The 17,984-nt window shown below is 67.1% G+C and carries 13 protein-coding genes and 1 tRNA gene; 2 read left to right on the top strand and 12 right to left on the bottom strand.

Annotated elements, in window-relative coordinates; genetic code table 11:
* Positions 1-32: 32 nt before the first annotated feature.
* The 10 genes from pstS to ilvA form a co-directional block, all read right to left on the bottom strand.
* Entirely contained in the window at positions 33-1,127 is a 1,095-nt protein-coding gene (pstS, locus tag AUCHE_RS06860) for a phosphate ABC transporter substrate-binding protein PstS (RefSeq protein WP_143114960.1), read from the bottom strand.
* A 191-nt stretch (positions 1,128-1,318) separates the two neighbouring features.
* Positions 1,319-1,993, bottom strand: a complete 675-nt coding sequence (locus AUCHE_RS06855; RefSeq protein ID WP_006502553.1) for a hypothetical protein — start codon at positions 1,991-1,993, stop codon at positions 1,319-1,321.
* Positions 1,990-3,843, bottom strand: coding sequence for a malto-oligosyltrehalose trehalohydrolase (treZ, locus tag AUCHE_RS06850; protein WP_006502552.1), 1,854 nt, complete (start codon positions 3,841-3,843; stop codon positions 1,990-1,992). Before treZ ends, AUCHE_RS06855 begins: the two co-directional genes overlap by 4 nt.
* Positions 3,844-3,895: 52 nt before the next feature.
* Positions 3,896-6,364, bottom strand: coding sequence for a malto-oligosyltrehalose synthase (gene treY, locus AUCHE_RS06845; RefSeq protein WP_006502551.1), 2,469 nt, complete (start codon positions 6,362-6,364; stop codon positions 3,896-3,898).
* Positions 6,365-6,409: 45 nt separating this feature from the next.
* The gene (locus AUCHE_RS06840) at positions 6,410-6,973 is read right to left on the bottom strand and encodes a hypothetical protein (RefSeq protein ID WP_006502550.1); all 564 of its coding nucleotides are present in this window, start codon (positions 6,971-6,973) and stop codon (positions 6,410-6,412) included.
* Between the two features lie 97 nt (positions 6,974-7,070).
* Complete coding sequence (locus tag AUCHE_RS06835) at positions 7,071-9,665, bottom strand: DEAD/DEAH box helicase (RefSeq protein WP_052024858.1); 2,595 nt, start codon at positions 9,663-9,665, stop codon at positions 7,071-7,073.
* 72 nt (positions 9,666-9,737) lie between these two features.
* Positions 9,738-10,823, bottom strand: a complete 1,086-nt coding sequence (locus AUCHE_RS06830; protein ID WP_006502548.1) for a hypothetical protein — start codon at positions 10,821-10,823, stop codon at positions 9,738-9,740.
* Positions 10,820-11,932, bottom strand: coding sequence for a hypothetical protein (locus tag AUCHE_RS06825; protein ID WP_006502547.1), 1,113 nt, complete (start codon positions 11,930-11,932; stop codon positions 10,820-10,822). Before AUCHE_RS06825 ends, AUCHE_RS06830 begins: the two co-directional genes overlap by 4 nt.
* A 152-nt stretch (positions 11,933-12,084) precedes the next feature.
* The gene (gene purU / locus AUCHE_RS06820) at positions 12,085-12,936 is read right to left on the bottom strand and encodes a formyltetrahydrofolate deformylase (protein ID WP_006502546.1); all 852 of its coding nucleotides are present in this window, start codon (positions 12,934-12,936) and stop codon (positions 12,085-12,087) included.
* A gap of 144 nt (positions 12,937-13,080) precedes the next feature.
* Positions 13,081-14,340 (bottom strand): threonine ammonia-lyase IlvA, encoded by a 1,260-nt coding sequence (gene ilvA / locus AUCHE_RS06815; protein ID WP_006502545.1) that lies wholly within the window; start codon positions 14,338-14,340, stop codon positions 13,081-13,083.
* Between the two features lie 324 nt (positions 14,341-14,664).
* On the opposite strand from ilvA, the gene AUCHE_RS06810 reads away from it, so the two are divergent.
* A tRNA-Lys gene (locus AUCHE_RS06810) sits at positions 14,665-14,737 on the top strand.
* 484 nt (positions 14,738-15,221) lie between these two features.
* On the top strand, positions 15,222-16,793 hold the full coding sequence (locus AUCHE_RS06800; protein WP_006502544.1) for an aspartate:alanine exchanger family transporter: 1,572 nt from the start codon (positions 15,222-15,224) through the stop codon (positions 16,791-16,793).
* Positions 16,794-16,805: 12 nt separating this feature from the next.
* Here the strand turns inward: AUCHE_RS06800 and AUCHE_RS06795 are convergent, their stop codons facing one another.
* Both AUCHE_RS06795 and AUCHE_RS06790 read right to left on the bottom strand, forming a co-directional pair.
* A complete protein-coding gene (locus AUCHE_RS06795; protein ID WP_006502543.1) occupies positions 16,806-17,417 on the bottom strand; it encodes an FMN-binding negative transcriptional regulator in 612 nt (203 codons plus the stop codon).
* A gap of 86 nt (positions 17,418-17,503) precedes the next feature.
* Positions 17,504-17,878, bottom strand: a complete 375-nt coding sequence (locus AUCHE_RS06790) for a hypothetical protein (protein WP_006502542.1) — start codon at positions 17,876-17,878, stop codon at positions 17,504-17,506.
* Positions 17,879-17,984: the final 106 nt, after the last annotated feature.

Genomic DNA, 17,984 nt, shown 5'->3' with positions numbered 1-17,984 from the left:
CCCCGTGGCCGGAGCCGCCCGGAACAGGTCGGTTACTGGATCGCGTCGACGGTGGTACGCACCTTCGTCAGGACTTCCGCGGGCAAGGGCGCATATCCGCGACCTTCCAGGCCCCTCTGCACGGAATCGGAGGCGAAATGCTTCAGGAAGGAACGGACGTACGCGGCCTGGGCGTCCTTCTGATAATCCGAACAGACGATTTCGTAGGTGACCAATACGATCGGATAGGCACCCGGAGTCTTCGCCGCGAAATCGACCTTCAGTCTGAGATCGTTCCCTTCCCCTTCCTGTGTGGCAGCGGAGATGGCTTTACCGACGTTATCGCTCGTGAGTGCCACCGGCCCGGCACCATTGTCCACTTGGGCGAGTTTCAGCCCGTTGTCCTTCGCATAGGACAGTTCGACATAAGTGATCCCTCCGTCGCTGTCCTTCACCGCTTTTGCGACACCGGAGGACTTCTCCTTGCCTTCGCCCTTGCCTGTCCAGGCCTTCGTGGCCTCTCCCTTCCAGGCCGTTCCGGAAGCGGCTTTGAGATATCTGGTGAAATTCTCGGTGGTCCCCGACTCGTCGGACCGGAAGAAGACCCGGATCGGGGTGCTCGGCAAGGTGGCGTCCTTGTTGGCCTCGGCGATCGCCGGGTCGTTCCAAGTGGTGATCTCGCCCTGGAAGATCCTGGCCATCAGCTCCGGGGTGAGTACCAGGGTGTCGACGCCCTTGACGTTGTAGGACACCGCGATCGGCCCGGCGACCATGGGCACGTGCCAGGTCGGTGAGGAGCAGCGTTTTTCCCCGGCCGCGGACTCGGCAGGCTTCAACACCGAGTCGGTACCCCCGAAGTCGACCTGGCCGGCGTTGAAGTTCTTGATGCCCGCTCCGGAGCCGGACGGGTTGTAGTCGATCTGCGCGCCGGAACAGGCACTCCCGTAACTACTGATCGCCATGTCGATGGCATTTTTCTGCGCCGACGACCCCTCACCCTTCAGATTGCCGCGTTGGCAATCGGCGATCTGCGCGGAAGAACCGGCGGATCCTCCTCCGGTGAGGGCACTGTTGTCATTGCTACCGCAGGACGCCAAGGCGGCCATGCCGATGAGGGATATCGTCGAAGCGAAAGCCCAACCCTGCATCTTCACGATGATCTGTACCTCTCCACTGCGATCCGTGAGAAGGGCACACTGCCATTCCGTGCTCGACGCTAATGAGGACGAGTGTCCCAGCGTCATGCGTGTCGTGAACGGCGAGTGAACAGGTCACGCACGGATGGGATGGTGGATTCGACGAATACATGACGGCCGGAGTCGGCATTTTTTCCACCGAATCAGACGAGATCGCCTCGACGCCAAGCCTTTGCAGACCATGCCAGGTCCTCGGACATGGCCAGTACCGCCGCAGCGGACGCCGCATGGCGGCCCCCCGGGTCCGTCGTCGACCCCGATCGCGCAGCACGCCCCGGAACGGGCCGGGCGTCGGGCTCCCGGGCGGCCCGACCGGCAGCGACCACCCGGCAGAAAGCAGCCGCCCGTTCCAGGGCCACCGCGACATCGGCGGCATAGACCCCCCGCAGGATCGCATCCGCCAGGTGTTTCATCTGCTCCGGACCGGGCGGGCTCCCCGCCCCGGCGATCGCCACCGCCACATCGGCATGACGCATCCCCTCGGAGAAGTCACCGCTGGCGCCCACCGGGTCGCGACGCACCCACTCCCGGATCACGTACAACCGCCACAAGGTGCCCGGCAGGGTCCGGGCCGAGCACTCCGACCACAACTGAGCCACCGTGTCCAGACCCAGCTCGTCGACCAACCTGACCAACCGTTCCGTCATCCCCGGGTCGGTGCAGGCCCGACCGGTGCGCACCAGGATCGCCGCCGTCTCGTGGGCGATCTGCGAGATCACCGCAGGGTCCAGGCGATCCTGCGCGAAGGCGTCCATACTGCCCGGGTCGAGCAGGGCCGGACGACGGTGACGACGCGCCGACGAGGGATCCGACATCATTCCGCCGTACTCGGACCCACGACGACCACCCCGTCCGGGGGCACGCTGATACACCCGTCCTCGTCCAGCGCGGTCGTGCAGTCGTTGCTCAACAGGACGACCCGGCCCCGAGTCGATTCCAGATGCAGATCGGCCTCCACCGTCTCCACGCCCAGGTTCACTGCGATCCGATGCTGCCCCCGCTCGACGACGAGCATCCCGGTGTCGGGATCGAGATGGGCCTGCACCCGCGAACGGTCAGGATCCCGCAGATCGGCGCGCGCACGTCGCAGGGCGATCAGCGCCCGGTACCACCGCAGGAGTACCCGGTGATCGCCTTCGTCGATCTCCGACCAGTCCAGGACCGATCGGTCGCGGGTATCCGGTGACTGCGGGTCCGGCACCTCGTCCCCGGACCAGCCGTGGGCGGCGAACTCCCGTCGTCGTCCCTCCCGTACTGCGTCGGCCAGTTGCGGGTCGGTGTGGTCGGTGAAGTACTGCCAGGGGGTGCTGGCGCCCCATTCCTCCCCCATGAACAGCATCGGGGTGTAGGCGCTGGTCAGGAGCAGAGCGGCGCCGCACTGGAGTCGCCTGGTCGACAGGGTGTGCGCGTGGCGGTCGCCGAGGGCCCGGTTGCCGACCTGGTCGTGGTTCTCCAGGAAGACCACGAATCGCCAGCCTTCCACGTCCTCGGGGACGGGGCGTCCGTGGCGGCGTCCGCGGAAGGACGACCAGGTGTCGGCGTGGTGGAACGGGGCCCCCAGGAGGGTGGGGAGTACCGAGAGGTCCGCGAAGTCTCCGTAGTAGCCCTGGTCCTCACCGGTCAGTACTGCGTGCCAGCCGTGGTGGACGTCGTCGGCCCATTGGCCGTCCATTCCGAGGCCGCCTTGTTCTCGGGGTTGCACCGTGCGGGGGTCGTTCCGGTCGGTCTCGGCCACCAGCCAACGGCGGTGCCCGGTCTGTTCGGAGAGGTCCGCGACCGCTGCCGAGAGTTCTTCCAGGATCGGTACGGCCCGGTGGTCGTGCAGTTCGTGGACGGCGTCCAGGCGTAGTCCGTCCAGGTGGAAGTCGCGCAGCCAGGTCAGGGCGTTGCCCACGAGAAAAGCTCGTACCGGGTCCGATCCGGGCCCGTCGAGGTTCAGCGCGGCGCCCCAGGGGGTGTGGTGCCGGTCGGTGAAATAGGGACCGAAGGCGTGCGCGTAGGCGCCGTCGGGCCCGAGGTGGTTGTGGACCACGTCCAGGCAGACCCCCAGGCCGCGGGCGTGGCAGGCGTCGACGAACCGGTGCAGTCCGTCCGGCCCCCCGTAGGGTTCGTGTACCGACCAGGGTGCGACGCCGTCGTATCCCCAGCCGTGTGTTCCGGGGAAGGACGCGACCGGCATCACTTCGACGACGTCGACACCCAGGTCGACCAGATGGTCGAGGCGGTCGATCGCCGCGTCGAAGGTCCCTTCGGTGGTGAAGGTGCCGATGTGCATCTCGTAGAGCACCGATCCGGCGAGGGGGACCCCGGCCCATTCCTCGTCGTGCCAGACGTCATCGGTGGTGTCGACCACGGCGCCCAGGCCGTGCGGGCCGTCGGGCAGTCGGCGGGCCATCGGGCTGGGGAAGACCGGTCCGTCGTCGAGTCGGTAGCCGTAACGGTCTCCGTGGTGCGCTGCGACCCGGGTCTGCCACCAGCCGTCGGTGGCGGGGGTCATCTCGTGTTCCTCGTCGGCCAGGACGAGGGACACCGTCCGTTCGGCGTTCGGCGCCCAGACCCGGAACTCACGCAGACCGTCTTCGTCCTGCGGGCCCGGCTCGGCCGGGAGTGCCCGTACGGGCAGGCCGGGTGCCTCGGGGGCTGTCCGTGCGTCGGGGTGCTCGCTCATGTCGCCCTTCGTGGAAGTTCGTGGTGGTCGGCTGGTCGGTCGCGGTTGCCGTTCAACGTTGCAGGAGGACGGCGACGGGTAGCTCGCCGAGGACCCCGGCCACCCTGGTCTCCCCGCCGTCGATCGCGCGCCCCGTCAGCACATCCTGCCAAGGGCCGTCGGGCAGGGTGACGACGGTGTCCGTCCAGCCGCCTTCGGCGGCCAGCGCGGCCGGCGCCCTGGTCACCAGGGTCACCAGTCTGGCACGTTGGGCCAAGCCCAGGGCTTCGGTCAGTCGGCCCACGTTCTGTTCGCGGACCAGACCGATCAGATGGTCGGAGGGGGTCGGCAGCGGGCGGTACGACCCGTGGAGGAAGAGGTCGCTCTCCTCGCGGCGGAGCGCCATCAGACGGGAGGTGACCAGGAGTTTCTCGGCGTCGAGCCGGTCCGGCTGTTCTGTGGGCAGGCCGGTGACCCCTTGGGTGGCCAGTCGTTCCAGGAGTGCTGCGCGGCGGTCGTAGTCGACCGGGCGGCGGTTGTCCGGGTCGACCAGGGACAGGTCGACCAGCTCGCATCCCTGATAGCAGTCGGGAACCCCTGGCAGGGTCAGCTGCAGGGCCTTCGCCCCGAGCACCGTCGCCCTGATCGCCTCGGCGTGACGGGTCACCGCGTCGTCGATGGCGTCGTGCAGGCGCCCGTCGACCCGGACCTGCTCCACGAAGGCCAGTACCCGCTGTTCGTAGGCTTCGTCGCCGTCCACCCAGGCAGTGTGCTGTTTGGCCTCGCGGAGGGCTTTCAGCAGGTAGTCCGTGATCCGTTCGGGTGCGATATACCCCACGCCGAGCAGGGTCTGCCAGAGCAGATGCGCCGTGGGCAGGTCGATCCCGAAGTCCTCGGCCTGTTCGCGGGCGAGCCGGGAGCACAGCGACCAGGCCTGTGCGTCTCCGGCCACGGCCAGCAGCCGGGCGCGGACGTCCTCGCTGCGTTTGGTGTCGTGCGTGGACAAGGAAGTCATGCCGCGTGGCCAGTGTTCCGCCTGGTGGACGGCCCATCGGTGCAGGTCGTCCACGGAGGCGGTCTCCAGGGCTTCGGGGTCTCCACCCACCTCGTTCAAGGCGATGAGCCGATGCCAGCGGTAGAAGGTGGTGTCCTCGATCCCCTTGGCCATCACCGGCCCCCATGTCTGTTGGAGGCGTACCGCGAAGTCCAGGGCGTTGGCGTCGCTGTCGTCGGCCACGGTCAGAGGCACCAGGGCGCGCAATTCCTCGTCCAGGTCGGGGCGTTCCCCGATGGCTCGGGTGAAGGCATCGGTGAGTCGTTCCCGGGCTGCCGGGGACAGGCGTTCTTCTGCCCGGACGTAGGCGCGGTAGACCTCCCCGGCGACCAGCAGCTCGACGACCGCTTCGCGGAGACGGTCGGGGTCGCTCTCGGGCAGGGATTCTCGGGCACGTCGCACCAGGCGTTCGACCTCGGGGGTCAGCGCCTGGTCGACGACCTGGCGTTTCGCTGCGGTTGTCGCCTGGGCGAGGGTGGCGTCCCCGCCGGCGAGTTCCCATTCGCGGGTGAGCACCGATGCCGTCCCGGTGTCGACGAGGGCGGCGGCCACCGCGCGCATCGCGTCGTAGCCCGTGGTGCCGTCGCAGGCCCAGCTGTCGGGGAGGCGTTCGTCCTTCTCGAGGATCTTCTCCACGACGAGATAGGTGCCCCTGGTGGTGGCGCGGCGCAGCCGGTCGAGATATCCGGTGGGATCGGCCAGACCGTCGGGGTGGTCGATGCGGAAGCCGTCGATGAGGCCGGCGTGATTGAGTTCCAGGAGGAGACGGTGGGTCTCCTCGAAGACCTCGGGCAGTTCGACTCGGACGGCGATCAGCCCGTCGACCTCGAAGAACCGCCGGTAGTTCAGGCTGTCGTCCTTGTCGCGCCAGCTGGTCAGCCGGTAGTGCTGCCGGTCGAGAATCGCTCGGACGACTGCAGGTTCGGTGCTGCCGGGTTCGGCGTTCCCTTCCGTGCCCAGGGCTACGGGCAGGACGTGGTCGTAATAACGCAGGACGGGGATCTCGAGCCCGGTGACCGGGTCCGGCATGCGGTCCAGGACGATCTCCTCGGCCTCGAGGACCGTGTCGAGGTCGCCGCCGAGGAAGGGCAGACCGATCCGTCCGCCGCCGGCTTTCCAGTCGATGTCGAACCACTGCGCCGTGCGGGCGTCCCGACCGTCACGGAGGACTTCCCACAGGGGGATATTGGCGCTCTCGGGTGCGACGAAGGCCATGTGGTTCGGGACGACGTCGACGACGATGCCCATCCCGTGTTCCCGGGTCAGCGCGGCAAGTTCTTCGAAACCTGCGCGGCCGCCGAGTTCCTCGTCCACCCGGGAGTGGTCGACCACGTCGTAGCCGTGCATCGACCCGGCCACCGAGGCCAGGATCGGCGACAGGTACAGGTGGCTGACGCCCAGGCGGGCGAGATAGGGGACGATGCGGGCTGCATCGGCGAAACCGAAGTCGCGGTGCAGCTGAAGTCGGTATGTTCCGGTCACCGGCATGTGGTGGGAGAACTCCTGATCGAGGGGTCGGGGCCCCTCATTGTCTCAGCCCTGAGTCTCCTCGGCACCCGAAAGACCTTCTCCGGCAAGCTCGGTGATATCCCATACGAACTCGATGGCGGGCAGGCCCCCGGCGGCACCCGAGGCCCGTTCCACTCCGGTGCGTCGGGCACCGGTCGCCTCGAGGAAGCGGATCACCCGATGACGGTCCGACAGGATGTCGGTGTACGCCCGGCCGATCCGTTCGGACGACGCCCAACGCACCATGCCCTCGACGAGCGGGCCGCTCAACGACAGCCACTCGGAGTCGTCGTCGATCCGGTCGATGTAGGACTCGCGCAGATAGGCGATCCGCTGCCCGAGGTCCTCCTCGATGAACGCCGTGGCCATCGCCTGCCAGCAGCCGTCGGCGGATTCCACGGCAAGGGTGATGCCCTCACCGTTGGCCCCCGACATGCGCCGCTGCCAGTCCTCACGCGTCCACTCCTCGGGGTCCTCACCGCGGGGAGGGGGGAACTCGTCAGGTCGGTGGCGGAACATGCGCAGCCACAATTGCCGGTACTTCTCCCAGTCGTCCGGTGTCGCACGGACCAAGCGCGGTGCGGGCATGTCGTGACCATACCTCTCCGGGGGCGTCGTCAAAACTCATGGCACGCATTTCCCGGCAAAAGGTGGACATTCTGAGTCGACAGAACCCGACGAACGCCTAAGCTCCTGCGAGATCCGTTGCCCGGATGACAAGTTCGCCTGCCGCATCGCTGGCTTCCAGGTCGACTTCGGCATAGATCCGCCAGTCGTGATCACCCTCGGGATCGTCGATGATCTGCTCGACCAGCCAGCACCCCGGCTCGCTCTCGGTATCGACCCGCAGCAGGGCCGGCCCACGAGCGTCCGGACCGATCCCGACCACCTCGTCCAACTCCAGCCCCGGATAGTCCGCCAACAACTCCTCGACGGCATCCGCCCAGTCGTCGGCCTCGAACAGGTCCCCGCGCGGGCCGGGACGTGCGTTCTGCTCGTCCAATGCGCACAGTTCCTCGTACTGGCCGCGGGCCAGCAACTCCACCCGACGCCACATCGCCGAACGCACCAACACCCGGAAAGCCCGCTCGTTCGCCGTGATCGGACGCGGCCCCGTCACCACTCCTGGACGGACCGGCGCGTCTTCGTCCCGCTCGGGATCGGTCAAGGCCTCCCACTCGTCGATCAAGGAGGAATCGGTCTGCCGGACCACCTCGCCGAGCCAGGTGATGACGTCCTCCAGTTCCTCGGTCTTGGCGCTGTCCGGGATCGTCTGACGCAGGGCCCGGTAGGCATCCGTCAGATAACGCAGCACCAGCCCCTCGGAACGGGTCATCTGGTAGAAGGCCACGAATTCACCGAAAGTCATGGCCCGCTCGAACAGGTCCCGGACCACCGACTTGGGCGAGAGGTCGTCCTCGTCGAGCCACGGATGGGACTGCCGGTAGGTCGCGAAGGCACCGGTGAGCAGCTCCTGCAACGGCTTGGGCCACTCGACCTCCTCCAGGAGCTCCATCCGTTCCTCGTACTCGATACCGTCGGCCTTCATCTCGGCCACGGCCTCGCCGCGAGCCTTGAACTGCTGGGCGTAGAGCAGGCCCCGTGGATCGTCCAGCGTGGACTCCACGATGGAGACCATGTCGAGGGCGTACGACGGACTCTGCGGATCGAGCAGCTCGAAGGCCGCCAGGGCGAAGGTCGACAACGGCTGGTTCAACGCGAAATGCCGCTGCAGATCCATCACCACCCGCAGCGTGCGCCCGGTCTCGTCCGGTTCGGGGAGACGCTCCACCACCCCGGCCTGGAGCAGGGAACGCAGGATGTCCACGGCCCGGCGCTGCAGCCGGGCCTGCTGACGGCGAGGCTCGTGGTTGTCGGTGAGCAGACGACGCATCGCGAAGACCGGGTCGCCAGGACGTTGGATGACATTGAGCACCATCGCATGGGACACCCGCATCCGGGAGACCAGCGGTTCGGGGGAAGCGCCGACCAGACGGGTGAAGGTGTCCTCGCCGTAGTTGACGAAACCCTCCGGAGGCTTCTTCCGCTGCACCTTCCGCTGTTTCTTCGGGTCGTCCCCGGCCTTGAGCAAGGCCCGGTGGTTGTCGATCACATGATCGGGTGCTTGCACGACGACCGACCCGCTGGTGTCGAAACCTGCACGTCCGGCCCGACCAGCGATCTGGTGGAACTCCCTCGACTTGAGCAGCCGCTGCCGGGAACCGTCGAATTTGGACATCCCGGTGAGCACCACCGTGCGGATGGGGACGTTGATCCCCACCCCGAGGGTGTCCGTCCCACAGATCACCTTCAACAGACCGGCCTGGGCCAGGGTCTCCACCAGCCGCCGATACTTGGGCAACATGCCCGCGTGGTGCACGCCGATGCCGTGCTTGACCAGACGCGACAGCTGCTGACCGAAACCCTTGCCGAAGCGGAAGGCGCCGATCGTCTCCAGGATGGCGTCCTTCTCGGCACGACTGGTCACGTTCAGACTCATCAACGCCTGAGCCCGCTCGAGAGCGGCCGCCTGGGTGAAGTGGACCACGTAAGCAGGCGTCTGCCTGGTCGTGACCAGTTCCTCCAAGGTCTCGTGCAGCGGGGTCAAGGCATAGGAGAAGGACAACGGGACCGGCCGGGGCGCGTCGGCGACCACCGCGGTCTCCCGACCGGTGCGGGCGCTGAGATCCTTCTGGAAGAAGGTGACATCGCCCAGGGTGGCACTCATCAACAAGAACTGGGCCTGGGGTAGCTCGAGCAGCGGCACCTGCCAGGCCCATCCGCGGTCGGGTTCGGAGTAGAAGTGGAATTCGTCCATGACGACGATCCCCACCGGTAGATCGGGTCCCTCGCGCAGGGCCAGGTTCGCCAGGATCTCCGCGGTACAGCAGATGATCGGCGCGGACCCGTTGACCGATGCGTCGCCGGTGACCATCCCGACGTTGTCGGCCCCGAACTGCTCGCACAGATCGAAGAACTTCTCACTGACCAGGGCCTTGATGGGCGCCGTGTAGTAGGTGCGCGCACCGGTCTGGTCGTAGCGGGCCAGGCTGAAGAAGTGCGCACCGGCCGCGACCAGGGACTTACCGGACCCGGTCGGGGTCGCCAAGATCACATTGCTCCCGGTGACCAGCTCCAGCAGTGCCTCCTCCTGGTGGGGATAAGGAGTGAGCCCTCGATCGTCGACCCAGTCGGTGAAGGCAGCGAAGACGTCGTCGGGCTGAGGTCCGCTCGCACTGTCGACTCCGGGCAGGTCGTCGATCCGGTCGTTGAGATTCATCATCGTGGTCCATCCTCTCAGCCCGGGTGGGCCGGGAGGATGGACGATACCGATAGTGAGCTCAGGTCGCCTTTACGGTGAGAGCCGGGCGGCGCGGTCGATGCCGTCGGCACCGGTCACCGTGGCCGCGATCTGGCCCGACCGATTGATCTTCGCCATCGCTTTCACCCGCACCCCCGCCGGCAACCAGGGAATAGTCACCGTCCGCAGACCAGCCCACGGCGACCACACCCCCCAACCCTCACCGAGCCGCCCCAACACCGCACCCACATCATTCACATCCACCGGAACGAAACCAGAAGGCAACACCTGAGGAACCCGACGAGCATCCCACCGGATACCGGCGGTCTCGGCCGCGGCGACGGCGAACTGCCTGTTCGGGGAGATCGCCATCTCGGACACGGAACCGGCCCCGGCAGGCAGCCGAAGCGGCACGGCGATCCTGCCCTTGGTCATGAAGGGCACGCCTCGTCCCGATTCCGGGGTGCTCACCAATCGACCGACCACCGTGCCGTCCGCTGCGATGTCTGTCCCCACCACAGGCCATTCCCGGGACTGACTATCGATCAACCGGATCCCCGGGCGGGTCGTGGACAGGGTGTCGCCGACAGTGACATAGGTGCGCTCACGCATCAGCGGCTCCCCGAGGTCGCTGACCGCGACGACCTCCACCTTGCCTTCCGTGTAGGACTTCCGCTCGCTGATCCGGGCAGGGCCGTAGAGCGTCGGCCAGGTGGCCACGGCCGTGAACGGAAGCTCTGCGCCCGGATAGGTGCAATGCCCGCTCCCGACGACGGAACCTGTGGAGGAGATCCCGACCGGGCGGTCCGGGTACGACCGGCTGACCGGGCCGCAGCCGCTGGCCTGACGGGAAAGGATCGCCTGGCTGCCGTTGATGTCCGCGACGAAGTCCTTCCGGTCGGTCACCTCGGCTCCTTGTCGGGCCAGGAGCCTCCCCAGGGAATCCACGTCGGCACCTTCGAAAGCGCCGTCGCTCGCCGAGGTGTCCTCGATATTGACCCAGAAATTGGCCGTGCGTGTCGTCCCGGTGGTCGGGTGCGGCTCGACCGTCTCCGCCTGGGAGGGGGACGGGAAGATCAGTGCCGGGACCACGAGCGCTGCCAGGACGGTTACCGCTCTCCCGGTTGCCGTGCTCATCGTCCGACTCCGAGCAGAGCGGCGCGGTTGACGCGGTCGGCACCGGTCACCGTGGCCGCGATCTGACCCGACCGATTGATCTTCGCCATCGCTTTCACCCGCACCCCCGCCGGCAACCCGGGAATAGTCACCGTCCGCAGACCAGCCCACGGCGACCACACCCCCCAACCCTCACCGAGCCGCCCCAACACCGCACCCACATCATTCACATCCACCGGAACGAAACCAGAAGGCAACACCTGAGGAACCCGACGAGCATCCCACCGGATGGGTTGCAGGCCCACCTGGCCGACGATCCAGTTGCCGTTCGGTGAGATGGCGTCGGCGGCTGCCTCCCAGGAAGGAGATTGAATCCCTGCCGGAACCTTCAGTGGAAGAGCGACATCACCTCGGGTGACGAAGGGCACCGAACGTTCCGGTAAGTCTTCGACCACCAGTCGGCCGACTACGGAACCGTCCTCGGCCAGGTCGTTACCGATCACGGTCCAGAACCGGCCCTGGCCGTCGACCAACCGGACCCCTCCGCGTTCGGTGGTCCGGGCACTCGGGACGAGCATGGCATGCTCGAACCGGGTCAGCACGGCACCGGCGGTATTCGCTGCAACCACGGTGATCGAGCCACTCATGACCGGCTCGCCCTGGGTGACCACCGGCGCCGCCGTCGGCGAGGACCATCGGGAGATCGCCCAGGTCCCGGCCCGCGGGTAGGCCGTGGTGCAGGACCCGAGGCCGACGACCTGGCTTCGGGCGTCGATGGTCAGGGCGCGGCCGACATCCGGCCACAGTCTCTCTTCGCAACCGGTGGCCTCCCGGTTCAGCCAGATCATCCTGCCCTGGGCATCACCGATGAAGTTCTCCCCGTTGTGGGCCTCCTGGCCGGCGATCAGTTGGCCCTGTTCGTTCAGGTCGGTCCCCGCGTAGTCGCCTTGCTGGGTGGAGGTCTGGAAGATGAGGGCGCGATAGAAGGCCTGGCCGGGTGGCCGTTCCGGGGTGGGTGTGGGCTGGTTCACCGGATCGGCGTGGGCCGACGCTCCGGTGGCTCCGGTGGTGACGAGCGCGACCGTCGCTGCGAGCACGAGTGCGGGCAGGGCTGATCGGATTCTTCTCATGAGCGGACTCCCCCTCCGCGCGGATGACGGGCCATCCCCCGGCCCCTATGTCGGAGAACGTTACTCCGACAAAAGGGACAGGGATAGAGGGAGATCTGTTGTCTGGTTCCCGTTCATCGACCGTTCGTCGGGGGGCGTCCAGGCCCCGCCGGTCAGGCGGAGAAGACGATCGTGGTGGAATCGCGCATCATCACCCGGTCCTCGATGTGGGCGCGTACGGCAGAGGCCAGGACACGCCGCTCGATGTCGCGCCCCTTGCGGACCAGGGTCTCCGGGCCGTCGCGGTGGGTGACCGGCTCGACGTCCTGGGCGATGATCGGACCTTCGTCGAGGTCGGCGGTGACATAGTGGGCGGTGGCGCCGATGAGTTTCACTCCGCGCTCGTAGGCCTGGTGGTAGGGCTTGGCGCCCTTGAAGCCGGGCAGGAAACTGTGGTGGATGTTAATGCACCGGCCGGACAGGGCAGCGGCGAATTCTTCGGAGAGGATCTGCATATAGCGGGCGAGGACGACCAGGTCGATCTGTTCGTCCTCGATGATGCGCAGGATCTGCGCTTCCTGTTCGGGCTTGGTCTCCTTGGTCACCGGCAGGTGGTGGAAGGGGATGTCGCCGAGGTCACCGTAGGTGTCCCGGGGGTGGTTGCTGACGATGCCCACGACGTCCATGGCGAGTTCGCCGATACGGACCCGGTAGAGCAGGTCGACCAGACAGTGGTCGGTCTTGGAAGCCAGGAGGAGCACCCGGGGACGGTGTCCGGCCGCCCGGAACTTCCATTCGGCGCCCAGCGAGGAGAGCACCGGGGAGAGCGCGGTGCGGAAGCCGTCCTCGCCGAGATCGGCGCGCACCGGGGTGAAGGTCATCCGCGCGAAGAAGCGGCCGGAGCGTCGGTCGTCGAACTGTTGGCCGTCGGTGATGTCACAACCCAGCTGGGTGAGGGTGGTGGTGACGGCGGCGACGATGCCGGGGTGGTTCTCGCAGGAGAAGGTCAGGATGTACGCGGTCACGGGGGTCAGCCTTCGCAGGGGACGGTGTGGGTCACGGGAAGAAAGGTCAGGGCGGAAGATTAGCGTCTGCCAACGACACCCGTCAGCGGCGTTCATGCCGATCACCGGGGCGGGGCCAGATGGCGGATGACTTTCCCCGGCCGTTCAGACGAGGAAGCGGTGGACCGGGCTGTCGGCGGGGATCCGCTCGGCGACCATCCGGGAGGCGGCCATCCGTTCCAGGAGCCCTGCGAGGTCGTCGGGGCTGCCCAGTTCGATACCGACCAGGGCGGGGCCGGTCTCCCGGTTGGAACGTTTGACATATTCGAAGAGGGCGATGTCGTCGTCGGGCCCGAGGACGTCCTCGACGAATCGTCGCAGCGCCCCGGGTTCTTGGGGGAAGTTCACCAGGAAGTAGTGCTTGCGGCCTTCGTCGACCAGGGATCTTTCCAGCACTTCGGCGTAGCGGGAGACGTCGTTGTTCCCACCGGAGAGGACCACGACGATGCGGCTGCCCGACGTGATGTCGATCTGGTCGAGCAGGGCCGCGGAGGCCAGCGCGCCGGCGGGTTCGGCGATGATGCCTTCGGTCTGGTAGAGCTCGAGCATCTCGGTGCAGATCCGTCCTTCGGCGACGGAGACCAGGTCGATGCCGAGTTCACGGGTCATCGCGTAGGTGAGCTCGCCGACCCGGCGGACGGCGGCACCGTCGACGAAGGTTTCCAGTTCGGCCAGGGTGATGGGTCCGTCGGCGTCGAGGGCGGCACGCATGGAGGCGGCTCCGGCGGGTTCGGCGCCGATGACGGTGACTCCGGGGTGGCGTCGGTGCAGCCAGGCTGCGCAACCGGCGAGCATCCCGCCGCCGCCGACGGGGACGACGAGCAGGTCCGGTGGTCCGCCGAGCTGTTGGACGACTTCGACGGCGAGGGTTCCTTGCCCGGCGATGGTGTCGGCGTGGTCGAAGGCGGGGACGAGCACGGCTCCGCTGTCGCGGGCGTCGGTGCGGGCGGCGGCGTAGGCGTCGTCGTAGGTGTCTCCGCCGACGATGAGGTCGATCTGTCCGGCGCCGATGGCGCAGATCCGGTCCCGCTTCTGGCGGGGGGTGGTCCTGGGGACGTAGATGCGGCCGTGGAGCCCGAGTTCGGCGCAGGCGAAGGCGACGCCTTGGGCGTGGTTTCCGGCGCTGGCGCAGACGACTCCTCGGGCGCGTTCCCCGGGGTCGAGTTGGGCGATCAGGTTGTAGGCGCCGCGGACCTTGTAACTGCGTACGGGTTGGAGGTCCTCGCGTTTGACCCAGACCTCGGCTCCGGTGCGCGCGGAGAGCCGGTCACTGCGCATGAGGGGGGTCTCGCGCACGATGCCTCGCAGGCGCACGTAGGCCGCTTCGACGTCCAGGGCCGAGGGGGTGTTCTGCTGCGTGGTCACGGGGACATTATCGCCGAATCTCCCCCGAGAGGCGATCATGATACGAAATGAATGTCTCACATTGCGAACATTACGGCGGGCGCATCACCCGCAGGAGTACCCGCCAATTCACCGCACACGAGACGGCAAATCGCACAAAAAGGGGCCACCACCAGCCAGAACAGGCAAACCACAGACGCCGAGGAGACCCCGGACATCCCATACCGGGAACAGCTGCGACGGGGGGCCGACCACACGAACAGCCGTCGTGCCCTACTCTGGACCGGTGCACTGTGGATCTTCACAGATCCTCCGTGCTTCAGTACGTGCCCTGTCGGCGTGTACGGGCCTCTAGCTCAGTTGGCAGAGCAGCGGACTTTTAATCCGTAGGTCGTCGGTTCGAGCCCGACGGGGCCCACCCAGCCTTCCGTCACATCTCCCCCTGCGCTCCGCGCGTCCTCGGGGACGCCACCAGGTCAACTGTCGATACCGAGCAAGTCGTCGATCTCGCTCTTGTAGAGGACGGCCTTCGCTCCGTAGACCGCCTGAACACCACCTTTCACCTCGAGGTTGACCACCGGCAGACCGAACATCATCGTGGCGAAACGTCCGGTGAAGTACTTGGCCCCCTCGGTGTACAGGCCCTGGCTGGCCGGGCAGGCGCAGCACGGCGCCGCAGAGGAAGGTGTCGGACGGTACGTGCGCCGACGCAGCGGTCAGGTGCGACACCAGCTGGACCCCGACCGGACATTCGCCAGGTTCATTGCGATTAAAGGCTTTTCGTTCTTCTTCGAAGGCCTACCGCAGGGCCTTCCCGGACGGACGCCCAGCTAAGCTGCCAGGGACGAGCTTCACCCGCCCCCAGTAGCGTTGCCTGTCGCTTCGAAGAAGGTACCCCCACGGTGTTTGCCCTGTTAGCTCAGCATCCGGATCTTCTCCTCTTCCTCGTCATCGGCCTCGGCGCGGCGCTAGGCCGGATACGGATCCGTGGGATAGCCCTCGGTTCGGCGGCCGTCCTCTTCGTCGGCATCGCCGTCGCCGCGTGGGGACGCAGCGCCGGTGTCACCCTGGAGATCTCGAAATCCATCGGGCATATCGGCCTGTCTCTCTTCGCCTTCTGCGTCGGCATCTCCTCAGGGCCCAATTTCTTCCACACCATGCGTTCGTCGGGGAAGGTGCTCCTGGGGGTCGTCCTGTCCCTGGGCGTCGGCGCCACGGTGGCGGTCACCCTCGGCCCGGCCTTCGGTCTCACCCGGGAGCAGGCCGTCGGGACCTTCGCCGGTGCCTTGACGAATACCCCTGCTCTGGCCGCCGCCGGCGACTCCTCCGCAGCGACCGTCGGTTACTCGATCGCTTACCTGTTCGGCGTGATCGGGATGCTCGCCGTCTCCAACCTGGCCCTGCGTCGGCGGCAGAACGACCCGGACACCCCGGTCGAGCTGATCCGCACCGATATCCGGATCGAACGAGACGACCAGCCCCATGTGCGCGATGTCGAGGAGGATCACGCCAATCAGATCAGCATCACCCGGGTGCGGCACGAGGAGAGCGGTCCGACCCATGTGGCCAATGCGCGCACCCCGCTGCGCCGCAATGACGTCGTCACCGTCGTCGGGCCGCGCGACTACGTCCAGAAGGTGGTGACCTCCCTGGGGCACGAGTCGTCGCACCGGTTGGAACTCGATCGTCGCGAGCTGGACTTCCGCCGGATGACCGTCTCCGATCCGGCGGTCTGCGGGCGCAGTCTGCGCGCCCTCGATCTGGAGGGGAGGTTCTCGGGAGTGATCTCCCGGGTCCGCCGGGGCGATGTGGACATGCTGGGGCATCCTCATCTGGTGTTGCAGTTGGGCGACCGGATCCGAGTGGTCGCGCCTCGGGAACGACTGGCCGATATCGCGGCCTTCTTCGGTGATTCCTCGCGGGGGTTGACCGATATCAATCCGGTGGCGATCGGTCTGGGCATGGCGTTCGGGTTCGCCATCGGGTCGGTACCGGTGCCCCTGCCGGGCGGGTCGACCTTCACTCTCGGACCTGCACTCGGGGCCTTGATGGTCGGGCTGGTGCTGGGCCGGATCGGACGGGTCGGGTCGGTGGTGACGATGTTGCCGTTCACGGCGAGTGCCGTGGTCGCCGAGTTGGGATTGTTGCTCTTCCTCGCGCAGGCCGGGACCAGGGCCGGGGGGCAGATCAGTGTGGCCTTCACGTCGGGTTCCTGGGTGGGGATGGTGGCCTTGGGGGCGTTGATCACCCTGTCGACGGGTGCGACGGCCTATCTCTTCCAGCGGCGTGTGGTGCGGATGGGCGGCACCCGGTTGGCGGGCCTGTTGGCCGGGCTGCAGACCCAGCCCGCCTTGCTGGCCTATGCGAATACGCAGACGGGCCAGGATTTCCGGGTGTCTGCGGGTTATGCCATGGCGTATCCGACGGCGATGGTGGTCAAGATCCTGTTGGCGAGTGTGATCGTCCTGTTGTGACGGCTCGTCGGGTCATCCGGAGGTGCGCCGGTGGGCACGTCGCATCTCTTCGGCGAGAGCGGGGTGGCATTCCTCGTAGTGTTCGATGATGCGGCGGACGACCGGTTCCGGTTTGTTCTGGCTGAGTTTGGCGCGGGCGTCGAATCGGGTGACCCGGAGTCGCAGTCCTACGGTGCCCACGGCTGCGGCTCTGGTGGCGGGTTCGTCCTGGGAGAGGCTCCGGCCGTGTGGGTGTCGGCTCTCGAAGTGGTCGGTCAGCCGGGAGAGCATGGCGTAGTTCTCCTCCGGGTGGAGGATCTCGGGGGTGCCGTAGAGGTGGGCGGTGACGTGGTTCCAGGTGGGGACGAGGTCGTCGGTGTCGTACCAACTGGAGGAGACGTAGTCATGGGGTCCTTGGACGATGACGAGGATCTCGTGTCGACCCAGTTCGTGGGTTTCTTCGTCGGGTCGACCGAAGTGGCTGACGATGCGGATCTCCTCGGCGTCCTCTTCCAGCAGAACGGGGTAGTGCGAGGCGACCATCCCCTGTGCCGTGCAGGAGACGAAGGTGGCCCAGGGGTGCGCGCGGATCAGCCTTTTCACCTCGTCCGGGTCGGTGATCACATAACGCGGGGTGTGTCGCATGGTGTTCCGTTCCTGTCCGACGCGCGCGGGGAGTGCCGGTCCGGGTGCCGGGCTGGGCTGTCGGTCCCGCCGGGCCGATTCTAGGTTCATTCCTTCCACATGCTGGAGAACCACAGCGCGAGGGGGATGGCTGCGGCAGCGGCCATGAGGGTGGAGAGCAGCGCATTCCAGGTCTGTTCGGTGGCGAAGGCGCAGATGGCAACGGAGACGGCGGTGAAGGCGATGATCCAGACGAAGCGCGCCCCGTCCAGGTGTGGGCGGTGGATGGCCTTGGCGTAGAAGGAGATCCAGGTGAGTGCGATGACTGCGCAGATCACTGCGGACATCCCTGCGGGGAGAGTTCCCCGGCCGGCGAGGAAGACCGCCCCGGAAGCGCACAGCAGGGAGAGGCCGGCGAGACCCACCTCGACCGGCGACGGCCCCCTCTGCGGAGCGATCACACCCATGACTGCTTTACCCATGACGGCTTCTGCCTCTCTGCTCCCGACTCGCCGACACGGCGAGTAGGCCCTTTTGTACTGTCTTTTCCCGGGGTCGCCGTGGAGCGACACACCGAGGATCCGAGTT

The organism is Austwickia chelonae NBRC 105200 (assembly GCF_000298175.1).
GTDB classification, from domain to species: Bacteria; Actinomycetota; Actinomycetes; order Actinomycetales; family Dermatophilaceae; genus Austwickia; species Austwickia chelonae.
This window is presented reverse-complemented; position numbering and strand designations above follow the sequence as displayed.